At 72.7% G+C, this 19457-nt stretch carries 17 protein-coding genes and 1 tRNA gene; 14 read left to right on the top strand and 4 right to left on the bottom strand.

What is annotated here, in order from left to right; genetic code table 11:
* Positions 1-3: 3 nt before the first annotated feature.
* From ACIPRD_RS22525 to ACIPRD_RS22515, 3 genes are all read left to right on the top strand, one after another.
* Complete coding sequence (locus tag ACIPRD_RS22525) at positions 4-675, top strand: GNAT family protein (protein ID WP_356406360.1); 672 nt, start codon at positions 4-6, stop codon at positions 673-675.
* 172 nt (positions 676-847) lie between these two features.
* Positions 848-2140 (top strand): gephyrin-like molybdotransferase receptor GlpR, encoded by a 1293-nt coding sequence (gene glpR, locus ACIPRD_RS22520; RefSeq protein WP_356406357.1) that lies wholly within the window; start codon positions 848-850, stop codon positions 2138-2140.
* Between the two features lie 103 nt (positions 2141-2243).
* Positions 2244-2317, top strand: a tRNA-Ala gene (locus ACIPRD_RS22515).
* A 51-nt stretch (positions 2318-2368) separates the two neighbouring features.
* On the opposite strand, the gene ACIPRD_RS22510 is transcribed toward ACIPRD_RS22515, so the two are convergent.
* Complete coding sequence (locus tag ACIPRD_RS22510; protein ID WP_401565395.1) at positions 2369-2845, bottom strand: GNAT family N-acetyltransferase; 477 nt, start codon at positions 2843-2845, stop codon at positions 2369-2371.
* Between the two features lie 71 nt (positions 2846-2916).
* Between ACIPRD_RS22510 and ACIPRD_RS22505 the strand changes: the two genes are divergently transcribed.
* On the top strand, positions 2917-3720 hold the full coding sequence (locus ACIPRD_RS22505) for an exodeoxyribonuclease III (protein ID WP_356406351.1): 804 nt from the start codon (positions 2917-2919) through the stop codon (positions 3718-3720).
* 44 nt (positions 3721-3764) lie between these two features.
* Here ACIPRD_RS22505 and ACIPRD_RS22500 read toward each other — a convergent pair whose 3' ends face one another.
* Both ACIPRD_RS22500 and ACIPRD_RS22495 read right to left on the bottom strand, forming a co-directional pair.
* On the bottom strand, positions 3765-5003 hold the full coding sequence (locus ACIPRD_RS22500; RefSeq protein ID WP_401565393.1) for a recombinase family protein: 1239 nt from the start codon (positions 5001-5003) through the stop codon (positions 3765-3767).
* Between the two features lie 295 nt (positions 5004-5298).
* Positions 5299-5919 (bottom strand): MerR family transcriptional regulator, encoded by a 621-nt coding sequence (locus ACIPRD_RS22495; protein WP_356406493.1) that lies wholly within the window; start codon positions 5917-5919, stop codon positions 5299-5301.
* A 224-nt stretch (positions 5920-6143) separates the two neighbouring features.
* On the opposite strand from ACIPRD_RS22495, the gene ACIPRD_RS22490 reads away from it, so the two are divergent.
* From ACIPRD_RS22490 to ACIPRD_RS22475, 4 genes are all read left to right on the top strand, one after another.
* Positions 6144-7769 carry a flavin-containing monooxygenase gene (locus ACIPRD_RS22490; protein WP_401565391.1) on the top strand — a complete coding sequence of 542 codons (1626 nt, stop codon included), beginning with the start codon at positions 6144-6146 and terminating at the stop codon, positions 7767-7769.
* Positions 7766-8728, top strand: coding sequence for an alpha/beta hydrolase (locus ACIPRD_RS22485; RefSeq protein WP_356406341.1), 963 nt, complete (start codon positions 7766-7768; stop codon positions 8726-8728). The genes ACIPRD_RS22490 and ACIPRD_RS22485 overlap by 4 nt, the downstream gene beginning before the upstream one ends.
* Complete coding sequence (locus ACIPRD_RS22480; RefSeq protein WP_356406338.1) at positions 8725-9609, top strand: SDR family oxidoreductase; 885 nt, start codon at positions 8725-8727, stop codon at positions 9607-9609. The genes ACIPRD_RS22485 and ACIPRD_RS22480 overlap by 4 nt, the downstream gene beginning before the upstream one ends.
* Before the next feature lie 92 nt (positions 9610-9701).
* On the top strand, positions 9702-9959 hold the full coding sequence (locus ACIPRD_RS22475) for a hypothetical protein (RefSeq protein ID WP_356406335.1): 258 nt from the start codon (positions 9702-9704) through the stop codon (positions 9957-9959).
* Between the two features lie 88 nt (positions 9960-10047).
* Here ACIPRD_RS22475 and ACIPRD_RS22470 read toward each other — a convergent pair whose 3' ends face one another.
* Complete coding sequence (locus ACIPRD_RS22470; protein ID WP_401565386.1) at positions 10048-13332, bottom strand: S41 family peptidase; 3285 nt, start codon at positions 13330-13332, stop codon at positions 10048-10050.
* A gap of 213 nt (positions 13333-13545) precedes the next feature.
* Between ACIPRD_RS22470 and ACIPRD_RS22465 the strand changes: the two genes are divergently transcribed.
* The 6 genes from ACIPRD_RS22465 (at position 13546) to ACIPRD_RS22440 (ending at position 19287) form a co-directional block, all read left to right on the top strand.
* Positions 13546-14151: a TetR/AcrR family transcriptional regulator gene (locus ACIPRD_RS22465; protein WP_356406329.1), complete on the top strand. Its 606-nt coding sequence runs from the start codon at positions 13546-13548 to the stop codon at positions 14149-14151.
* Between the two features lie 110 nt (positions 14152-14261).
* Positions 14262-16478, top strand: a complete 2217-nt coding sequence (locus tag ACIPRD_RS22460; RefSeq protein WP_401565384.1) for an MMPL family transporter — start codon at positions 14262-14264, stop codon at positions 16476-16478.
* A 138-nt stretch (positions 16479-16616) separates the two neighbouring features.
* The gene (locus ACIPRD_RS22455) at positions 16617-17126 is read left to right on the top strand and encodes a YbaK/EbsC family protein (protein WP_356406323.1); all 510 of its coding nucleotides are present in this window, start codon (positions 16617-16619) and stop codon (positions 17124-17126) included.
* The gene (locus ACIPRD_RS22450; RefSeq protein ID WP_401565380.1) at positions 17123-17968 is read left to right on the top strand and encodes an EamA family transporter; all 846 of its coding nucleotides are present in this window, start codon (positions 17123-17125) and stop codon (positions 17966-17968) included. The genes ACIPRD_RS22455 and ACIPRD_RS22450 overlap by 4 nt, the downstream gene beginning before the upstream one ends.
* A gap of 62 nt (positions 17969-18030) precedes the next feature.
* Positions 18031-18921 (top strand): NAD(P)-dependent oxidoreductase, encoded by an 891-nt coding sequence (locus ACIPRD_RS22445; RefSeq protein ID WP_356406319.1) that lies wholly within the window; start codon positions 18031-18033, stop codon positions 18919-18921.
* Between the two features lie 90 nt (positions 18922-19011).
* Positions 19012-19287, top strand: coding sequence for a DUF1876 domain-containing protein (locus tag ACIPRD_RS22440; protein ID WP_356406316.1), 276 nt, complete (start codon positions 19012-19014; stop codon positions 19285-19287).
* The last annotated feature ends 170 nt before the right edge of the window (positions 19288-19457 follow it).

The raw sequence follows: 19457 nt of genomic DNA, 5'->3' as shown, positions 1-19457 counted from the left end.
GCCGTGCTGACGGACGGCGATGTCGTCCTCCGGCCGATAAAGCTGCGCGACCAGCGGGCCTGGCGCGAGGTCAACCGGCGCAACCGGGACTGGCTGCGCCCCTGGGAGGCGACCATCCCGCCGCCCACGCCGAGCGGGCCGATCACCCACCGGCCGACCTACCGTCAGATGGTCAGGCACCTGCGCTCCGAGGCGGGTTCGGGCCGGATGCTGCCCTTCGTCATCGAGTACCAGGGCCGGCTCGTCGGGCAGTTGACGGTCGCCGGGATCACCTGGGGATCGATGTGCTCGGGGCACATCGGGTACTGGGTGGACGAGTCGGTGGCCGGCCGCGGAGTGATGCCGACGGCCGTCGCGCTCGCGGTGGACCACTGTTTCCGCACCGTCGGGCTGCACCGCATCGAGGTCTGCATTCGCCCCGAGAACCGGCCGAGCCGCCGGGTGGTGGAGAAACTCGGTTTCCGCGAGGAGGGACTGAGGCCGCGTTATCTGCACATCGACGGAGCGTGGCGCGACCACCTCGTCTACGCGCTCACCGCCGAGGAAGTGCCCGACGGGCTGCTGGCGCGCTGGCGGCGTGCCCGCGAGCAGCGGGCGGCCGGCCCGCAGGACGCCGGACGGGAGCCGCGGAACACCCCGGAGACCCCGGGGAATCCCGCTCAGCCCAGAAATTGAATAAGTGTTCGAATTTGATCGCTCGTCGATCGTCTGAGGGCATTCCTTTCGCGACTTCTGCGGTCGGTTGATCGCACCGGTCGCAAAAAAAGCTCGAAATATCAGCCAGATCGTGCGACACACCGGCCCAATTGGCGGATGGCCCCACGCAAACCCCTCTACGGTGTGAGACGTGAGCAGCAGCGGCCTCATCTACGCAGTCATCGTCGGGGCCTGGGCCGCCTACTTGGTGCCGATGTGGCTCCGTAGGCAGGACGAGCTGAACGAGGCCCGTCCGACGGAACGCTTCAGCACCGCCATCCGGCTGCTGTCCGGACGGGCGGGGATGGAGCGCCGGTACGCCAAGGACCTGCGGGCGCGCTCCACCCAGGAGGGGGAGCCGGACGCCGGTGACCCGGACGCCGCCACCGACGCGGTGGACGTCCGGGCCTTCGTCATGCCTCCGACCCGCCGTCAGGCGCGCGCGGAGAGCGGGCCGGAGACGCCCGGGCGGACCGAACCGGCCTACGACCAGAGCACCGTGCCGGCCCCCGAGTCCCCGACGGCGCCCGAACACCACCACTCCGGAGCACCCGTGCACACGTCCGGCCCGGCGCACGCGCACGAGCCCGCGCAGAAGCGGGTGCCGGCCGCACGCCGTACGCCCCCCTCCTCGCAGGCGGCAGCGGCGCGCGCCCAGCGCTCCAAGGTCCTCGCGCGCCGCCGGCGCACCACCGTGATGCTCTTCCTCGCCTTCACCGTCGGCGCGGTCGTCGCGGCGGTCGGCGGACTCGCCTTCCTCTGGGCGCCCGGCGCGCCCGCCGTCGCGCTCAGCGCGTACATCGCCTATCTGCGCACGCAGGAGCGCCGCCGCTTCGCCTACCAGATGGACCGCCGGCACGCCGAGGCCGCGGCCCAGCGCCTGCGCGAGCGGGCCCGTCAGCCGCGCCGCCGCGCCGCCGACCAGGGACCCGGCGCCGACGAGCCGGACGAGGTGCCCGGCCCCGGACCCGACACCGACCCGGCCCTGTCCGCGGCGCTCGCCGCCGACCGGCGCGCCCTCGTCGAGCAGACCGACCACGCCGAATGGGTCGACCAGCAGCGCGAGCGCCAGCGGCGCCCCGGCCACGGCGACAGCTGGGACCCGGTGCCGGTGCCGCTGCCGACCTACGTCACCGCCCCCGTCGCACCCCGGGCCACCGCCGACGTCGACCTGGGAGCGCCCGACATCTGGAGCTCGGCGCGCTCCAGCACGGTCGCGCCGGAGCACGAGGCGGGGTACGCGCCCGAGGCGCTCGCGGAGGAACCGGCCCTGTCCGAGGGCGAGTCGGCGGACGGCCGCGACGACGCCCTCCCGCCCGCCCGCAAGCGGCCGCGCGCGGGCTCCCCGGCCGCCGCCTCCGCCCGCCGGGCGCGCGAGCGCGGCCGCACCCCGCTCTTCGACCAGTACGAGGACGGCGACCGCCCCCGGGCGGCCAACGAGTGACCGCGGTGACCGCGGTCACAGGACGGGCCATCCCGTCTCCGACCGGCCCGGGAGCGGATTTCCGAGCACCCGGATCGGGGTGCTAGAGTTCCACTCGTTGCAAGGGCCTGTGGCGCAGTCCGGTAGCGCACCTCGTTCGCATCGAGGGGGTCAGGGGTTCGAATCCCCTCAGGTCCACGCACAAGATGAAGCCCCAGCCGGTGAGAACCGGCTGGGGCTTCATCGCTTTCACAGCTGCTTCGCGTAGCAGCGGCTCTCCTCGTGATGGCGGTAGTAGCCGAACTTCACGCAGGGCTCGTAGCCGCTCGACACGTACAGGGCGATGGCCTCGGGCTGCTTGCTCCCCGTCTCCAGGACCATGCGCGTACGGCCGGCCGCGCGGGCGTCCGCCTCCAGCTCCGCGAGAATGCGGCGGGCCAGACCCCGGCCGCGCATCCCGTCGACCACGAACATGCGCTTGAGTTCGGCGTCGCCGTCCTCGTTGCCCTCCTCGTTGCGGTCCCGGCCGCGCCAGCCGCCGGTGGCGACCGGACGGTCCTGCTCGTCGTAGGCGATCAGGTACACACCCCGGGGCGGGTCGAAATCCGCGGCGTCCAGGCTGGTGGCGTCGCCGCCGTCGCCGTACCTGAGGTGGTACTCGGCCTGCACCTCGTCGTTGAGCTTCAGCGCGTCGGGGTGATCGAAACGCACACGACGTATGTTCATGCTGGTCTTCACACTTCTATGCGTACTGCTGGGCATTCGGACTTGCACCAGTGTGCCGGTATCGTGCCCGGATGCTGACTGTGACCTCCGTGAACGTGAACGGGCTTCGGGCCGCCGCGAAGAAGGGCTTCGTGGAGTGGCTCGCGACGACCTCGGCGGACGTCGTCTGCCTCCAGGAAGTGCGTGCCGAACCGCACCAGCTGCCCGAGCAGGTGCGGCAGCCCGACGGCTGGCACGTCGTGCACGCCCCGGCCGCCGCCAAGGGCCGCGCCGGCGTCTCCCTCTACACCCGCCGCGAACCCGACCGTGTCCGGATCGGCTTCGGCTCGGCCGAGTTCGACGACAGCGGGCGCTACGTCGAGGCCGACCTGCCCGGCGTCACCGTGGTCTCCCTCTACCTGCCCTCCGGCGAGGTCGGCACCGAGCGCCAGGACGAGAAGGTCCGCTTCATGGACGAGTTCCTGGCCCACCTCAAGGACCTGCGCGTCCGCGCCGCCGCCGACGGCCGCGAGGTGGTCGTCTGCGGCGACTGGAACATCGCCCACCAGCAGGCCGACCTCAAGAACTGGCGCGCCAACACCAAGAACTCCGGCTTCCTCCCCGAGGAGCGCGACTGGCTCACCCGCGTCCTCACCGAGGACGACGGCGGCTACGTGGACGTCGTCCGCGCCCTGCACCCGGACACCGAGGGCCCCTACACGTGGTGGTCCTACCGGGGGCGGGCTTTCGAGAACGATGCGGGTTGGCGCATCGACCTCGCTGTCGTGACGCCCGGTCTCGCCCGGCAGGCGATCAAGGGGTACGTGGAGCGAGCGGCCAGCCACGAGGAACGCTGGTCCGACCATGCTCCGGTGACTGTGGTCTTCGATCGGTGATATCAGCGGCGGGGGCGCACCGATTTCGAGCGCCCCCGCCCGCATCAGGGCTGCGGACGACCGTGTGGCGAGCCCTCGACGGTGAACGCCAGCCGCGATGTGTCCGGGCCGCTCAGCCTCTCCGGTCCACCGCCGGACCGTCCTTTGGCGACGGTGATACGGACCCCGTTCGCGAGGAGCCGTTCCCGGCTCACTTCCGCTTCCGCGCCGAACACCTCTCGGTAGCGGCCGGTGGTGTATTCGTCGAGCCAGTCGGCACGGATGCCCGCGGGGTCGGGACACGTGGTGCCACGGGCGGAGGCGCGGCAGACGTAGTCGCCGTACGCACAGTTCTTCCGAGTCGCGAAGTACATACGGCCGTTGCATCCGGCGCAGTGGGCGACCCCGATCAGCAGGGATGTCTCACGGCGCTTCGGATGGGGCCCGCTGGAGCGGGCGGCGAGGGCGTCCTGCAGGGCCTGGAACTCCTCTGGGTCGAGCAGCGGGGGTCCGATGAGCACGGGCGAGCCCTCGGCGTCCCGTACTGTCTCTCCCTTGTGCACTCGGTGCCCCATCAGCGCGGGAGTGCGGAGGATCTTGGACAGGCTGCCTCCGGTCCAGCGGTACCTCTCGAACTCCCGCCCGTGGCGTCGCCCGCCCATCGGACGCCCCTGGAGCTGAGCGTGGCGGTCGCGCGGTACCGGCAGGCCCGCTGCTTCGAGCCCGCGGGCGATCGCGACGAGGGACAGTCCCGAGTGCACGTCGTCCACGATCTTGCGGACGATGTCGGCGGTTTCCGGGTCAGGAGCCAGACACCAGCCGACGCCGGAGGGGTGAGGCGCCTTCCGGTACCCGAAGGGCACGAGGCCGCCGCCGTATCGTCCGGTCGCCCGAAGGCTTTCATGGGCGCTCGTGAGGCGGGTGGAAATCGTGCGGGCTTCCTGCTCGGCGATGCGGGCCAGGTCCATGCACCGTCCGACGGCGTCGCCGCCCGCTTGTGGGGGGACGACGAGAGGATCACGTTCTTCGGGCATCGCGAAGACGAGTGTCGTCCTGTGCTGCTGGCTCCACTCGATCAACTGGGACATGTGGTCGACGGAGCGCACGGCGCGGTCCACGTGGGACCACGCGAGAGCCTCGTAGTCCTCGGGACGCCGCAGCCAGGGTGACAAGGACGGCCTTTCGAAGGGGGAGACCCGGCGGGCGGAGACCCCGAGATCCGCTGCCTCGCCGATCAGGGTCAGGCCCAGTTCTTCGGCGCGTTGTCGGATGGCGGCGCGTTGTCTGTCGGGTGAAGTGGTCACCTTGGTGATGCAGCTGAGCCGGACGACTCCGAGGGCTCGTGCTGAGCCTTCGAGAGTCGAAGCCGGCAGGGATGGCACAGGGCTATGCTCGGGCACGTCGGCGCTCCTGGAGAGTGTCGGCCATGCCCCGGGGCTGGTAGGACAGCCGCCGGGGTTTTTCGATCTCACTCTCGGAGTGCGAACCGAGTTTCGTCTGCCGGTTCTCGGAAAGTGCTTCGATGGAGTGAAATTGCCGCCGAACGACAGACAGCAGCGCGGGTGCCGTGAGCACCCGTGATCCGCAGCGGCCGGGCCGTCAGTCCCGTTTGGTCAGGCGGCGGTCCAGGGCCAGGGAGAGTTCCGCTTCGACCACGCTGCGGGCCAGGGGGCGCAGGCGCTGGAGGTCTTCCTCGGGGGCGTGGCTGAGGATCAGGCCGGCGAAGAGGTCGGCGAGGGCGTCGGCGTGCTCGCGTACGCGGCGGCCGGCCGCCAGGACCTCGGCGAGCGGGATGCCCTCGCGGACCAGGGCGGAGGAGACGTCGAGCAGGCGCCGGCTGATGTGGACGATCTGGTCGCCGTCGGTGCCGAGGTAGCCGAGGTCCATGGCGGCGGCGAGGTTCTCGGGGGTGACCTCGCCCTCGAAGCGGGCCGCGAGTGCCTCGGGGGTGAGGCGGACCGGTTCCTCCTCGGTGGGGGCGGCGACGCCGATCAGGTCGGCGACGTCCCGGCCGTGGTCGAGGGCCTCGGCCAGTTCCGCGATGCCGTTCAGGGTGTGGCCGCGCTCCAGGAGGGCCGAGATGGTGCGCAGCCGGGCCAGGTGGTGCTCGTCGTACCAGGCGATGCGGCCCTCGCGGCGGGGCGGCGGGATCAGCTTGCGTTCGCGGTAGAAGCGCAGGGTGCGCACGGTGATGCCGGCGAGGCCGGCCAGCTCCTCCATGCGGTACTCGCGTGGTCCGCCGGGCCGTCCGGTGCCCTGTCGTGAGGTGTGTCCGCCGTCGTCTGCCACGTCCGCAGCCTAAGGTGTGCCGCCGGTGCCCGCGGCGCGGCCGCCGATGTGAACGTCCCTCTCCCGGACCCTACCGCTCGGTACGGGGCTGCTCTACAGTCCCATTGCGCCAGTGTTCACTGGCGCGGTTCGAGGCGACGCGTGGAGGCTCCGGGATGGCCGAGCACGAGCATGTACGGGTGGCGGTGATCGGGTCCGGGTTCGGCGGACTGGGCGCCGCCGTGCGGCTGCGCCGCGAGGGGATCACCGACTTCGTCGTCCTGGAACGGGCCGACAGCGTGGGCGGCACCTGGCGGGACAACAGTTACCCCGGGTGCGCCTGCGACGTGCCCTCGCACCTGTACTCCTTCTCCTTCGCGCCCCATCCCGACTGGCCGCGCACCTTCTCCGGGCAGGAGCACATCCGCGCCTACCTGGAGCACGTCACCGATGTCTTCGGGCTGCGCCCGCACATCCGCTTCGGTGCCGAGGTGAAGCTGATGAGCTGGGACACCGAGCGGCTGCGCTGGAACATCGAGACCGCGCGGGGGCCGCTCACCGCCGACGTCGTGGTGTCCGCCACCGGACCGCTGTCCGACCCGAAGATCCCCGCGGTCCCGGGGCTCGAGTCCTTCCCCGGCAAGGTGTTCCACTCCGCCCGCTGGGACCACGACTACGACCTGCGCGGCAAGCGGGTCGCCATGGTCGGCACCGGCGCCTCCGCCATCCAGATCGTGCCCGCCATCCAGCCCCTGGCCGGCCGGCTCACGCTCTTCCAGCGCACCCCGCCCTGGGTGATGCCGCGCATGGACCGCGAGGTCAGCGGCCTGGAGCGGCGGCTGCACCGGGCGCTGCCGGTCACCGCCCGGATCCGGCGCGGGTTCCTGTGGGCTGTGCGGGAGCTCCAGGTGCAGGCGTTCACCAGGCACCCCGACGAACTCGGCCTGATCGAGCGGCTCGCCCGGCGCAACATGGCCCGCGCCGTCCGTGACCCGGAACTGCGCGCCAGGCTCACCCCCGGCTACCGCATCGGCTGCAAGCGCATCCTGCTGTCCAGCACGTACTACCCGGCGCTGACCCGGCCCAACGTGGACGTCGTCGCCGCCGGGCTCGCCGAGGTGCGCGGGTCGACCGTGGTCGGCGCCGACGGCACCGAGGCCGAGGTCGACGCGATCGTCTTCGGTACGGGCTTCCACGTCACGGACATGCCCATCGCCGAGCGCGTGGTCGGCGCCGGGGGCGTCACCCTCGCCGAGGCGTGGAAGGGCGGGATGCGCTCGCTGCGCGGGGCCACGGCCGCCGGGTTCCCCAACTGGATGACGATCATCGGGCCCAACACCGGCCTCGGGAACTCCTCCATGATCCTCATGATCGAGTCGGCGCTGAACTACATGGCCGACTATCTGCGCCAGCTCGGCGTCCTCGACGGGGCCGGGGGCCGTACCGCGCTCGACGCCCGGCCGACCGCGGTCGACGCCTGGAACGAGCGGGTCCAGGAGCGGATGGAGCGGACCGTGTGGAACACGGGCGGCTGCACCAGCTGGTACCTCGACGCGAGCGGTCGCAACACCACCATCTGGCCCGGTACGACCACGGAGTTCCGGCGCGCGACCCGCCGGGTGGACCTGGCCGAGTACCAGGTCCTCCGGCAGACCGACGGGAAGAAGGAGAGGGAGCCCATGAAGAAGGGCAGTGCCAGGAGCGGTCGCCCCGCAGGCGGCAAGGCCGGCAAGGTCGGCAGCGCCGCCGCGGACGGTACGAACAGCGCCGCCGCGGACGGCGCGAGCGGAGCCGCCGTATGAGCCGCGCCGCCGTCACCGCCGTCACCACCGGCCCCTACGCCCCGCCGGCGCCCGCGCGCACCCTGAGCGTGGCCTCCGCCGACGGCGCCCGGCTGCATGTCGAGGTGCACGGGCCCGAGGGCGCGCCCGCCGTCGTCCTCGCCCACGGCTGGACCTGCTCGACCGCCTTCTGGGCGGCGCAGATCCGCGAACTGGCCGCGGACCACCGGGTGATCGCGTACGACCAGCGGGGGCACGGCAGCAGCCCCGTGAGCTCCGCGTGCGGGACGGACGCGCTCGCGGACGATCTGGAGGCGGTGCTCGCCGGGACGCTCGCACCGGGCGAGCGGGCCGTGATAGCCGGGCACTCCATGGGCGGCATGACCGTCATGGCCGCCTCCGCGCGCCCCCGGTTCGCCGAACACGCGGCGGCCGTCCTGCTGTGCAGCACCGGCAGTTCGCGGCTGGTCGCCGAGGCGCGCGTGGTGCCGCTGGGCGCCGGGCGGCTGCGCGACCGGATCACCGGGGGCATCCTCGGCTCGCGCGCTCCGCTCGGCCCGGTCACGCCGGTCGCGAAGAGCGTCCTCAAGTACGCCACCATGGGCGTCCGTCCGGCTCCGCACATGGTGGAGGCGTGCGCGCGGATCGTGCACGCCTGCCCGCGTGCCGCGCGGCACGCGTGGGGCGGTGTGCTGGCCGGTCTCGATCTCGACCACGGGGTACGGGAGTTGCGGGTGCCCACCGCGGTGCTGCACGGCACCTCCGACCGGCTCACCCCGCCCGTGCACGCCCACGCGCTGGTCGCGGCGCTCCCGCACTGCGTGGGGCTCACCGAACTGCCCGGCATCGGTCACATGACCCCGGTCGAGGCGCCCGCGCCGGTGACCGGGCGGATCCGGGAACTCGTCACCACGTACGTCACGGGGAAGGCCTCCGGTGTCTCCGGGGCCCGCCCCACCCCCGCCGAGGAGGGCGCATGAGCAGGGTCGGTCTCGAAGGACAGGTCGCGGTCGTCACGGGAGCGGCGCGCGGCGTCGGTGAGCTGCTCGCCCGCAAGCTCTCCGCGCGCGGCGTCAAGGTGGCGCTGGTCGGGCTGGAGGAGGACCTGCTGAAGGAGGTCTCCGGGCGGCTGCACAGCGAGAGCGCGCACTGGTACGCCGACGTCACCGACCACGAGGCGATGAGCCGGGTGGCGCGTGAGGTGAAGGAGCGCTTCGGCAAGGTCGACATCGTGGTCGCCAACGCCGGTGTCGCGGCGGGCGGTCCGTTCATCGCCTCCGACCCGGAGGCCTGGCGGCGCGTGATCGAGGTCAATCTGATCGGTTCGGCGGTGACGGCCCGCGCGTTCCTGCCGGTGCTGGTCGAGAGCCGCGGCTATCTGCTGCAGATCGCCTCGCTCGCCGCGATCACCCCGGCGCCGATGATGTCGGCGTACTGCGCGTCCAAGTCGGGCGTGGAGGCGTACGCGCACTGCCTGCGCGCCGAGGTCGGCCACCAGGGCGTGCGCGTGGGCGTGGGGTACCTGTCGTGGACCGACACCGACATGGTGCGCGGCGCCGACCAGGACGACGTCATGCGCGAGCTCCGGCAGCGGCTGCCATGGCCGTCGAACAAGACCTACCCGCTGGGTCCCGCCGTGGACCGGATCGTCGACGGGATCGAGCGGCGCTCGGCGCACGTGTACGGGCAGTGGTGGCTGCGCGGCATGCAGAGCGTGCGCGGCTACCTGCCGGCGGTCATCGGCACGGTCGGGCAGCGGGAGATGCGGCGGTTCGCGCCCCGGCTCCAGGGGATGGGTTCGAGGCTCGTCGGCGCAGGTGGGGAGGCGGACGAGGCCGCGAGGGCTACGCACCGTAACTGATCGACATGCGCAGCGTGTTCGCCCGTGTGAATCTGGTCGAGGCCCCACTCAGGGGCCAACCCCCACCTCACCCTCAAGGGGAGTGAACCCACATGGGTATCAAGGACAAGTCGACCCAGCAGCAGGGCCCGTCCAAGTCGAAGGGCGGCCAGCAGCCCGGTATGCCGCAGCGTGGCTCGCAGCAGGGCCACCCGCAGGCCGGCCAGGGCCAGCCGCAGGGCCGGCAGCAGGCGGGCCAGTCGCAGCGCGGCAAGCAGGCCGAGCGCGGCGGTCACGAGAACACCCGTGACATGAAGGACACGGAGCACCGCATGGACGACCGCTACGACCGGGACCACGACGAGGCCTAGTCGTCGCCCCGGCTCCGGCCGGCCCGCGTGGGGCGCCCTCTTCGGGGCGCCCCACGCTCGCGTGTGCGCGTACGGACGCGCGGGGCCGTCAGGCGGACCTCGGCGGGAGCTTCGGCCGGGAGCGGTCGGGTACGTCGCTGTAGTCGGGCGGGATCGCCGCGGGCTCGCTCTCCAGCAGGTCCAGCGCGAGCCGCACCGCGTCGTCGAGCTGGGCGTAGCGGCCCTCGGCCCAGTCGAGGGGGGTGCGCAGGACCTCCAGATCGGGGGCGACGCCGTGGTTCTCGACGGACCAGCCGTAGGCGTCGAACCAGGCGGCGTTCATCGGCACCGTGATGACCGTGCCGTCGCCGAGCCGGTGCCGGCCGGTCATGCCGACCACGCCGCCCCAGGTGCGCTGGCCGACCACGGGGCCGATGCCGAGCTCCTTGAAGGCGGCGGTGATCATGTCGCCGTCGGAGGAGGTCGCCTCGTCCGCGAGGGCCACGACCGGCCCCCGGGGCGCGTTGGAGGCGTACGACACCGGCTGGGCGTCCCTGGTGAGGTCCCAGCCCATGATCGTCCGGGTCAGTTTCTCGATGACGAGTTCGCTGATGTGCCCGCCGGCGTTGCCGCGCACGTCCACGATCAGCGCGGGCCGGGACACCTCCATGCGCAGGTCGCGGTTGAACTGGGCCCAGCCGGAGCCGCCCATGTCGGGGATGTGCAGGTAGCCGCACTTGCCGCCGCTCAACTCCCGCACGACCTGGCGGCGTTTGGCCACCCAGTGCTGGTAGCGCAGCGGCCGTTCGTCGATGAGCGGGACGACGGCGACCCGGCGTGCCCGCCCGGGGCCGCCGCCGGGCGGGACGAACGTCAGCTCCACCGTCGTCCCGCCCGCGCCCGCGAGCAGCGGGTAGGGGCCGGTCACGGGGTCGACGGGGGTGCCGTTCACATGGGTCAGGGCGGCGCCCTCGCGGATGCCCGCGCCCGCGAGGGGCGAGCGCGCCTTGGAGTCGGAGGAGTCGCCGGGGAGGATGCGGCGCGCCACCCACTGCCCGTCGCGGCGCACGAAGTCGGCGCCGAGCAGGCCCTGCCAGCGCTGGTAGTGCGGCGGGCCCTCGTTGCGCCGGGCGGCGGTGACGTAGGCGTGCGAGGTGCCGAGTTCGCCGAGGACCTCGCGCAGCAGGTCGGCGAACTCGTCGGGGGAGCTGACCCGTTCGACCAGCGGACGGTACTGCTCCAGCACCGCCTCCCAGTCGATGCCGCACATGCCCGGGTCCCAGAAGTAGTCGCGGGTGAGCCGGCCGGCCTCCGCGTAGGCCTGCCGCCATTCCGCGGGCGGGTCGACCCGGTGGAGGATGCGGCGCAGGTCCATCCACACGGTGGAGTCGCTGTCGCCGGGCTCGGTCGACGGCACCGCCCGCAGCTCGCCCTCGTCGACCACCACCAGCCGGGTCCCGTCGCCGCTCACCCCGAACCAGTCGAGATGGCCGACCAGTTCGGACTTCTTGGCCTTGGTGATGTTGAAGTGCTCCAGCGTCGGCCGGCCCGTGGTGTCGGACGGGTTGACGAAGGTCTCGCCGAGCGCGCCGGAGATCGGCCAGCGCAGCCAGACCAGGCCGCCGCCGGCGACCGGGCGCAGGGCGGAGTACTTGGAGGCGATGACCGGGAACGGCGTGACCCTGCTCTCCAGTCCTTCGACCTCCACGGTCACCGTGCCGCTGCCGGTGTCCTCGTCCTCCATCGGGTCCAGTCCGCCGGCGGCGGGCCGGCCCTCGGGGTTGAGGGCGAAGGGGGAGGGCGTCGCGGAGGAGAGCGGGACCAGATAGGGGCGGGCGCCGAGCGGGAAGGACAGGTCGCCGGTGTGCACGTCGTACACCGGGTCGAAGCCGCGCCAGGAGAGGAAGGCGAGGTAGCGGCCGTCGCGGGTGAAGACGGGGTTCTCGTCCTCGAAGCGGCCGTTGGTCACGTCCACGATGAGCCGGTCCTTGATGCGGGCCAGCTTGATCTGCCGCAGGGAGCGGCCGATGCCCGGGTGGGACCAGGTGAGCCACGCGCCGTCCGGGGAGAAGGCGAGGTCGCGCACGGGTCCGTTGAGGGAGTGGATCAGTTCGGTGACCGTGCCGGGGCCCTCGCCCGATCCGTCGGTGGGCTCCTCGCCCTCGGCGCCCTCGGTCACGTCGATCAGCAGCAGCCGTCCGTCGTTGGAGGCGACGGCGAGGCGTTCGCCCTGCGGGTCGGAGACCGTCTCCAGCACGTGGCCCAGCTCGCCCTGGGCCAGCAGGCGGGTGCTGCGGTCGCCGCTGGCGCGGGGCAGGCGGGCGATCTCGACGGCGTCGTCGCCCTCGGCGTCCGTGACGTAGGCGACCTGTCCGGTCGAGCCCAGCATCTCCGGGAGCCGGACCCGGACGCCGGGGGTGTCGGAGATCGTCCGGGCCGGGCCGTCGCGGTGGGTGAGCCAGTACAGGCTGCCGCGGACGACGACGGCGCTGGCGCGGCCGGTCTCGTCCACGGAGAGGCCGTCCACGTTCTGTGCGGCGGGCACCTGGTAGGGGCGGCGCCCCGGGCTGGGGCCGCCGAGCCGGATGTCGAGCTTGCGCGGCATGCCGCCGGGCGAGAAGTCGTCCACCATCCACAGGTCGCCCGCGCACTGGTAGACGACCCGGTCGCCGTCGGTGGAGGCGTTGCGGGCGTAGAAGGCGTCGTGGTCGGTGTGGCGGCGCAGGTCGGTGCCGTCGTAGGCGCAGGAGTAGAGGTTGCCGATGCCCTCGTGGTCGGAGAGGAACGCGATCCGGCCGGCGACGAACATGGGGGCGCTCAGCTGGCCGCCGATGTCCGGCAGCAGCCGCCGGCCGTGCAGCCACAGCCGGCCCATGGCGCCGCCCCGGTAACGCTTCCAGGCGGCCGGTTCGTGCGGCGGGGTGCCGGTGAGCAGCAGGGTCCGGTGCTCGTCCTCGACGTCGGCGACCTGGAGGTCGGCGACCGGGCCCCAGGGCAGCCGGCCGCCCGGTTCGCCGTCGGTGGGGACCTTGTAGGCCCAGGAGAAATAGGAGAACGGCTGTCCGTGGGAGGAGACGGCGAGGATGTCGCTCCTTCCTTCGGCGTCCGGCGGGGTCCAGCCGCGCACCTGGGTGTCGGCGCTGCCCCAGTGGGTCAGCTGCCGGGTGGGCCCGCCGTCGACGCCGACGAGGTGGATCTCGGGGACGAGGCTGCGCCAGTTCGTGTACGCGATCTGGCTGCCGTCGGGCGAGAAGCGGGGCGCGCCCGCCTTGGTGCGGTCCGCGGTCAGCCGCCAGGGGCGGCCCGGGGAGTCGAGGGGGGCCAGCCAGAGGTCGTCCTCGGACACGAAGGTCAGCAGGTCGCCGTTGAGGTGGGGCAGGCGCAGATAGCTCACCTTTCCATGCTTTTCCGGGTGGGAGGGCGCAGCAACTCGTGCGGCTGTTTCCGCGGGGCGCCCGGCTCCTTACCCGGACCCGACACTCGTGACCCAGGACACGTACGAAACTGTTTCGTTTCGCAGAACGGGTGCGATACATTCGTCGCGTACGAAGTCACGTACGAAGTCACTTATGAAGCAGCACCGTTCGGAGCGGAAAGGGTGAGGGAGATGACTGAGGTCGCCGCCGCGCGTCGCAGTCGGATCACACCCGAGCGCGAGGCCGAGTTGTACGAGGCCGTGCTCGACCTGCTCCGGGAGGTCGGTTACGACGCCCTCACCATGGATGCCGTGGCCGCCCGCACCCGGTCCAGCAAGGCCACGCTCTACCGTCAGTGGGGCGGCAAGGCCGAACTGGTCGCCAAGGCGATCCGGCACACCAAACCGGGCAGCATCGCCGACGTCGACACCGGATCGCTGCGGGGCGACTTCCACGCCCTCGCCACCCGCGAGGACGACTGCGCCATGGAGCAGAACCAGGCCCTCATGCGGGGACTGGCCATGGCCACCCACACCAACCCGGACCTCCTCCAGGCGTTCCGGGAACAGCTGGTCGAACCCGAGACGGCGGAACTCCGCCGTGTGCTGCAGCGTGCCGTCGACCGAGGTGAGGTCGACCCGGACAATCCGGCGCTGCGGTTCGTGGTGCACATGATGATCGGCGCGTTCGCCACGCGCGCGCTCATCGACGGCCGGCCTCCGACGCAGGCGTTCCTGCGCTCCTACATCGACGCCGTGGTCCTCCCCGCCCTCGGTGTCGCCGTCACCCCCGCGTGATCGCCTGATCGCGCTCCTCGGCAAGCCCACACTCTGACGTCACCGCTCACGTCGTCGGGCTGATCGCTCCTGCCCTGATGAACTCAACGACCTGACCGGGAGACGCCCTCGTGGCCACGTTCCTGTACCGACTCGGCCGGCTCGCCTTCCGGCGACGGCATTTCGCCGCCCTCATATGGGTGGCGCTGCTGACCCTCGCCGGAGTGGGCGCCGCCTCGGCGCCGGCCCCTGGAAACTCGTCCTTCTCGATCCCCGGCACGGAGGCGCAGAAGGCCTTCGACCTGCTCGAACAGCGCTTCCCCGGAATGAGCGCCGACGGCGCGACCGCACGGGTCGTCTTCAAGGCGCCGGGCGGTCAGAAGATGACGGACGCCGGGAACAAGGCGGCCGTCGAGAAGACCGTCAAGGAGCTGCGGCGCGGCTCCGAGGTCGTCTCCGTCGCCGACCCCTACGCCGGGCACGCCGTCAGCAAGGACGGCACGATCGCCTACGCGTCGGTGAAGTACACGGTCTCCGGCATGGAGCTGAAGGACTCCTCCCGCGACGCCCTGGAGAAGGCCGCCGGGGACGCGCGGCACAGCGGACTGACCGTCGAGGTCGGCGGTGACGCGCTGACCACCGCGCCCGAGACCGGCTCCAGCGAGGTCATCGGCATCGCCATCGCCGCCGTCGTCCTCGTCATCACCTTCGGCTCGCTGCTGGCCGCCGGACTCCCGCTGCTGACCGCGATCATCGGCGTCGGCATCGGCGTCTCCACCATCGCCGCGCTCTCCAGCGCCCTCGACCTGGGCTCCACGACCTCCACCCTGGCGTCGATGATCGGCCTCGCCGTGGGCATCGACTACGCCCTGTTCATCGTCTCCCGCTACCGCGCCGAGCTGGCCGAGGGCCGCGAACGCGAGGAGGCGGCCGGACGGGCCGTCGGCACCGCGGGCTCCGCGGTGGTCTTCGCGGGCCTGACCGTCGTCATCGCCCTGGTCGGCCTGTCCGTGGTCGACATCCCGATGCTGACCAAGATGGGTGTGGCCGCCGCCGGCACGGTCGTCGTCGCCGTCCTCATCGCCCTCACCCTGATCCCGGCCCTGCTCGGCTACGCGGGCCGCAGGATCAAGCCCGCCGGCGAGAAGAGCAGGCTGCTCGGCGGTGGCCGCGCCGCGAAGGCCACGGGCGGCAGGGAAGCCCGCCCGAACATGGGCACCCGCTGGGCGAGCTTCGTCGTACGGCGCCCCGTCTCCGTCCTGCTGCTCGGCGTGCTCGGCCTCGGCGCCGCCGCGGTCCCGGCCGCCTCCCTCCAGCTCGGCCTGCCCGACGACGGCTCCCAGCCCGTCTCGACCACCCAGCGCCGCGCCTACGACCTGCTCTCCGAGGGCTTCGGCCCCGGTTTCAACGGCCCGCTGATGGTCGTGGTCGACGCCAAGGACAGCCACGACCCCAAGGGCGCCTTCACCCGGGTCGGCGACGAGATCAAGGGCCTGAAGGACGTCGTCACGGTCACCCCGGCGATGCCCAACAAGGCCGGCGACACCGCGACGATCACCGTGGTCCCGAACTCCAAGCCCTCCTCGGCCACCACCGAGGACCTGGTGCACGCCATCCGCGGCAAGGGCGCGGGCATCACCGCCGCGACCGACGCGAAGGTGCTGGTCACCGGCGCGACCGCGATGAACATCGACGTCTCGCAGCGGCTGAACGACGCCCTGCTGCCCTACCTCGCCCTGGTCGTCGGCCTCGCCTTCCTCCTGCTGATCGTGGTCTTCCGCTCCGTCCTCGTCCCGCTGAAGGCGGCCCTCGGCTTCCTGCTCAGCGTGCTGGCGGCCCTCGGCGCCGTGGTCGCGGTCTTCCAGTGGGGCTGGCTGTCCGGCCTGATGAACGTCGAGGAGACCGGCCCGGTCATGTCGATGATGCCGATCTTCATGGTCGGCGTGGTCTTCGGACTCGCCATGGACTACGAGGTGTTCCTCGTGACCCGGATGCGTGAGGCGTACGTCCACGGGGAGAACCCGGCCCAGGCCGTCGTGACCGGCTTCCGGTACAGCGCGCGTGTGGTCACCGCCGCCGCCGTCATCATGATCGCCGTCTTCTCCGGCTTCATCGGCTCCAGCGAGGCGATGATCAAGATGATCGGCTTCGGCCTCGCCATCGCCGTCTTCTTCGACGCCTTCATCGTCCGCATGGCCATCGTCCCGGCGGTGCTCGCCCTGCTCGGCAGGCGCGCCTGGTGGCTGCCGAAGTGGCTGGACCGCGTCCTGCCCGACGTTGACGTCGAGGGCGAGGGCCTGCGCGCCGGCGCCGGGAGCGACACCGAGAAGGAGCTGGTGCACGCCTGACGCACCGCTCGTCAACAGACCGCCGGTGAGGGCTCCGTGGGGACGGGGTGCCCTCACCGGCCTCTTTTCGCGCGCGGACCGGTCCGGCGGGTGGAACGGCGTCGCGTGCCAGGGACGGCCGGGACTAGCGTGCCGCGTATGACGACTGCCACCGACGCCGAAGAGTCCGGAGCCCACCCCCGTTTCGCCGAGGCGGTGCGCGCCCTCGGACTGGGCGAACTGCTGCCCCGCGTCCGGCGCTTCCCCGAGGCCACCCGCACCGCCGCCGAGGCCGCCGCCGCGATCGGCTGCGAACTCAGCCAGATCTGCAAGTCGCTGGTCTTCTCCGCCGACGGCGTGCCGGTCCTGGTGCTGATGGACGGGGCCTCGCGGGTCGACGTCGAGCGGGTGCGCCGGGAACTGGGCGCGGGGAAGGTCACCCGGGCCGACGCCGGCGTCGTGCGCGAGACCACCGGGTACGCGATCGGCGGCGTCCCGCCCTTCGGGCACCGCACGCGCACCCGGGTCCTCGCCGACCGTTCGCTGCTCGCGCACGACGTGGTGTGGGCCGCGGCCGGGACGCCGTACACCGTCTTCCCCGCCGAGCCCGGGGAACTCGTCCGCCACGCGGGCGCCACCGTCGTCGACGTGCGCGAGACCGCCGGGTGACGCCCCTCGTCACCGCCGCCGTACTCCTCGCCGCCGTCACCCACGCCGGGTGGAACGCGATCGCCCACCGCATCACCGACAAGCCGGCCGGGTTCGCGCTGATCTCCGGCGGCGGCGCGCTGGCCGGCCTCCTCCTGATGCCGTTCACGGCCTTTCCGGCGGGACCCGCCTGGCCGCTGCTGCTCGCCTCCGCCGCCGTCCACGTCGTCTACTACGCGCTGCTGATGACCTCCTTCCGGCTCGGGGACTTCGGGCAGGCGTACCCGCTCGCCCGCGGCAGCGCCCCGCTGGTGGTGACCGTGCTGGCGGCCGTGTTCGCGCACGAGGTGCCGGGCGGCTGGGCGCTGGCCGGGGTCGCCGTGTCCTGCCTCGGCCTCGGCGGGGTGAGCCTGTGGGGGCTGCGCGGACGCCGCCCGGACCTGCCCGCGATCGGCGCGGCCCTGGCCACCGGCCTGACCATCGCGGCGTACACGGTGCTCGACGGCCTCGGCGTCCGCGCCGCCCACACGCCGCTCGGCTACATCGCCTGGCTGATGCTCGTCCAGGGCGGCTTCGTCCCCGCGTGGCTGTACGTCCGCAACCGCTCCGACACCGTCCGGCTGCTCCGTCCGCACGCCGCCCTCGGGCTGCTCGGCGCGGTGCTGTCCGTCGCCGCCTACGCCCTGGTCCTGTGGGCGCAGACCCGCGCCCCACTCGCCCCCGTCGCCGCCCTGCGCGAGTCCTCGATCATCGTCGGCGCGGCCATCGGCGCCCTGCTGTTCAAGGAGCGGTTCGGGGCACCCCGGATCGCGGCGGCGGGCCTGCTGGTCGTGGGGATAGGGCTGATGCTGCACGCCGGGTAGCAAGATGACAGGTGATCACCCCGCTCGCGCGCCCGCGCGTCCGTCCGACAAGGAGCCGTTTCATGACTGACCAGCCGACCGTGGCCGTCCTGGGCACCGGCATCATGGGGGCCGCCATGGCCCGCAACCTCGCCCGCGCCGGACTCGGCGTCAGGGCCTGGAACCGTACCCGCGCCAAGGCCGAGCCGCTCGCCGCGGACGGGATCCGGGTCACCGGCACCCCCGCCGAGGCGGTCGAGGGCGCCGACGTCGTCCTCACCATGCTGTACGACGGCGACAGCGTCCTCGCGGCCATGCGCGAGGCCGCCCCCGCCCTGCGCCCCGGCCAGGTGTGGGCCCAGTCCACCACCGCCGGCACGGAGCTGACCGGCCACCTGGCCGCCTTCGCCCGCGAGCACGGCCTGGTGTTCTACGACGCCCCCGTCCTCGGTACTCGCCAGCCCGCCGAGGCCGGTCAGCTGACCGTGCTGGCCGCCGGGCCCGCCGAGGGGCGCGGCACGGTCGGCCCCGTCTTCGACGCCGTCGGCGCCAGGACGGTGTGGACCGGGGAGGACGGGGCTTCGGGCAGCGCGAGCCGGCTGAAGCTGGTGGCCAACAGCTGGGTCCTCGCGGCCACCGCGGCGACCGGCGAGGTGCTGGCCCTCGCCCGGGGGCTCGGCGTCGACCCGCAGGACTTCTTCGGCCTGATCGAGGGCGGACCGCTGGACATGGGATACCTGCGCGCCAAGTCCGCCCTGGTGCTCGACGGGAAGCTCAGCCCGGCGTCCTTCGCCGTGTCCACCGCCGAGAAGGACGCCCGGCTGATCGTCGCGGCGGGCGAGGAGAACGGCGTACGCCTGGACGTGGCCGCCGCGGCCGCCGAACGGTTCGCCCGCGCCGCCGCCCAGGGCCACGCCGACGAGGACATGGCGGCCGCGTACTTCGCGAGCTTCGAGGAGAAGCCCGGGGAGTGAGGGGCGGCGGGTCCGCACGAGGTGACGTTCTCCGCGCGGGGGAGCACCCTGGAAACACCGGCGATCGGTGGTTCTGCGGAGGTGGCCGAGATGACACACGCCCCTGTCGGATGGCACGTCGAGATGGAGTTCCAGGAGGACGACCAGCACACGCGGGCGGTCGCCCTGCTGCGGCTGCCCGACGGCAACGAGGTCCGCAGCCACGGACATGCCACGCGGCACACCGTGGACGCGAACCAGCCGCGGGTCGGCGAGGAGATCGCGGGTGCCCGCGCCCTCAACGAACTCGCGCTGCGGCTGCTGGCCAAGGCGCACGAGGAGATAGACGAGGACTCCGGCCGGATCTCGCACCCGATCCACGTCTGAGGAACCGCGCCCGGCCCGCGCCCGGCCCGCGCCCGGCCCGCGTCCGGCCCGCGGCCCGCCCCGGCCCCGGCGGGCCGTGGGCTGTGAGGCCCGGGGGCGCGCGGTCCGTGAGGTCCGGGGTCGCGCGGTCCGAGGGGTGCGTACGTGAGCCCGCCCGCGGGGTGTGTGCA

It is taken from the genome of Streptomyces sp. NPDC090108, from assembly GCF_044747185.1.
Taxonomy (GTDB): domain Bacteria; phylum Actinomycetota; class Actinomycetes; order Streptomycetales; family Streptomycetaceae; genus Streptomyces.
This window is presented reverse-complemented; position numbering and strand designations above follow the sequence as displayed.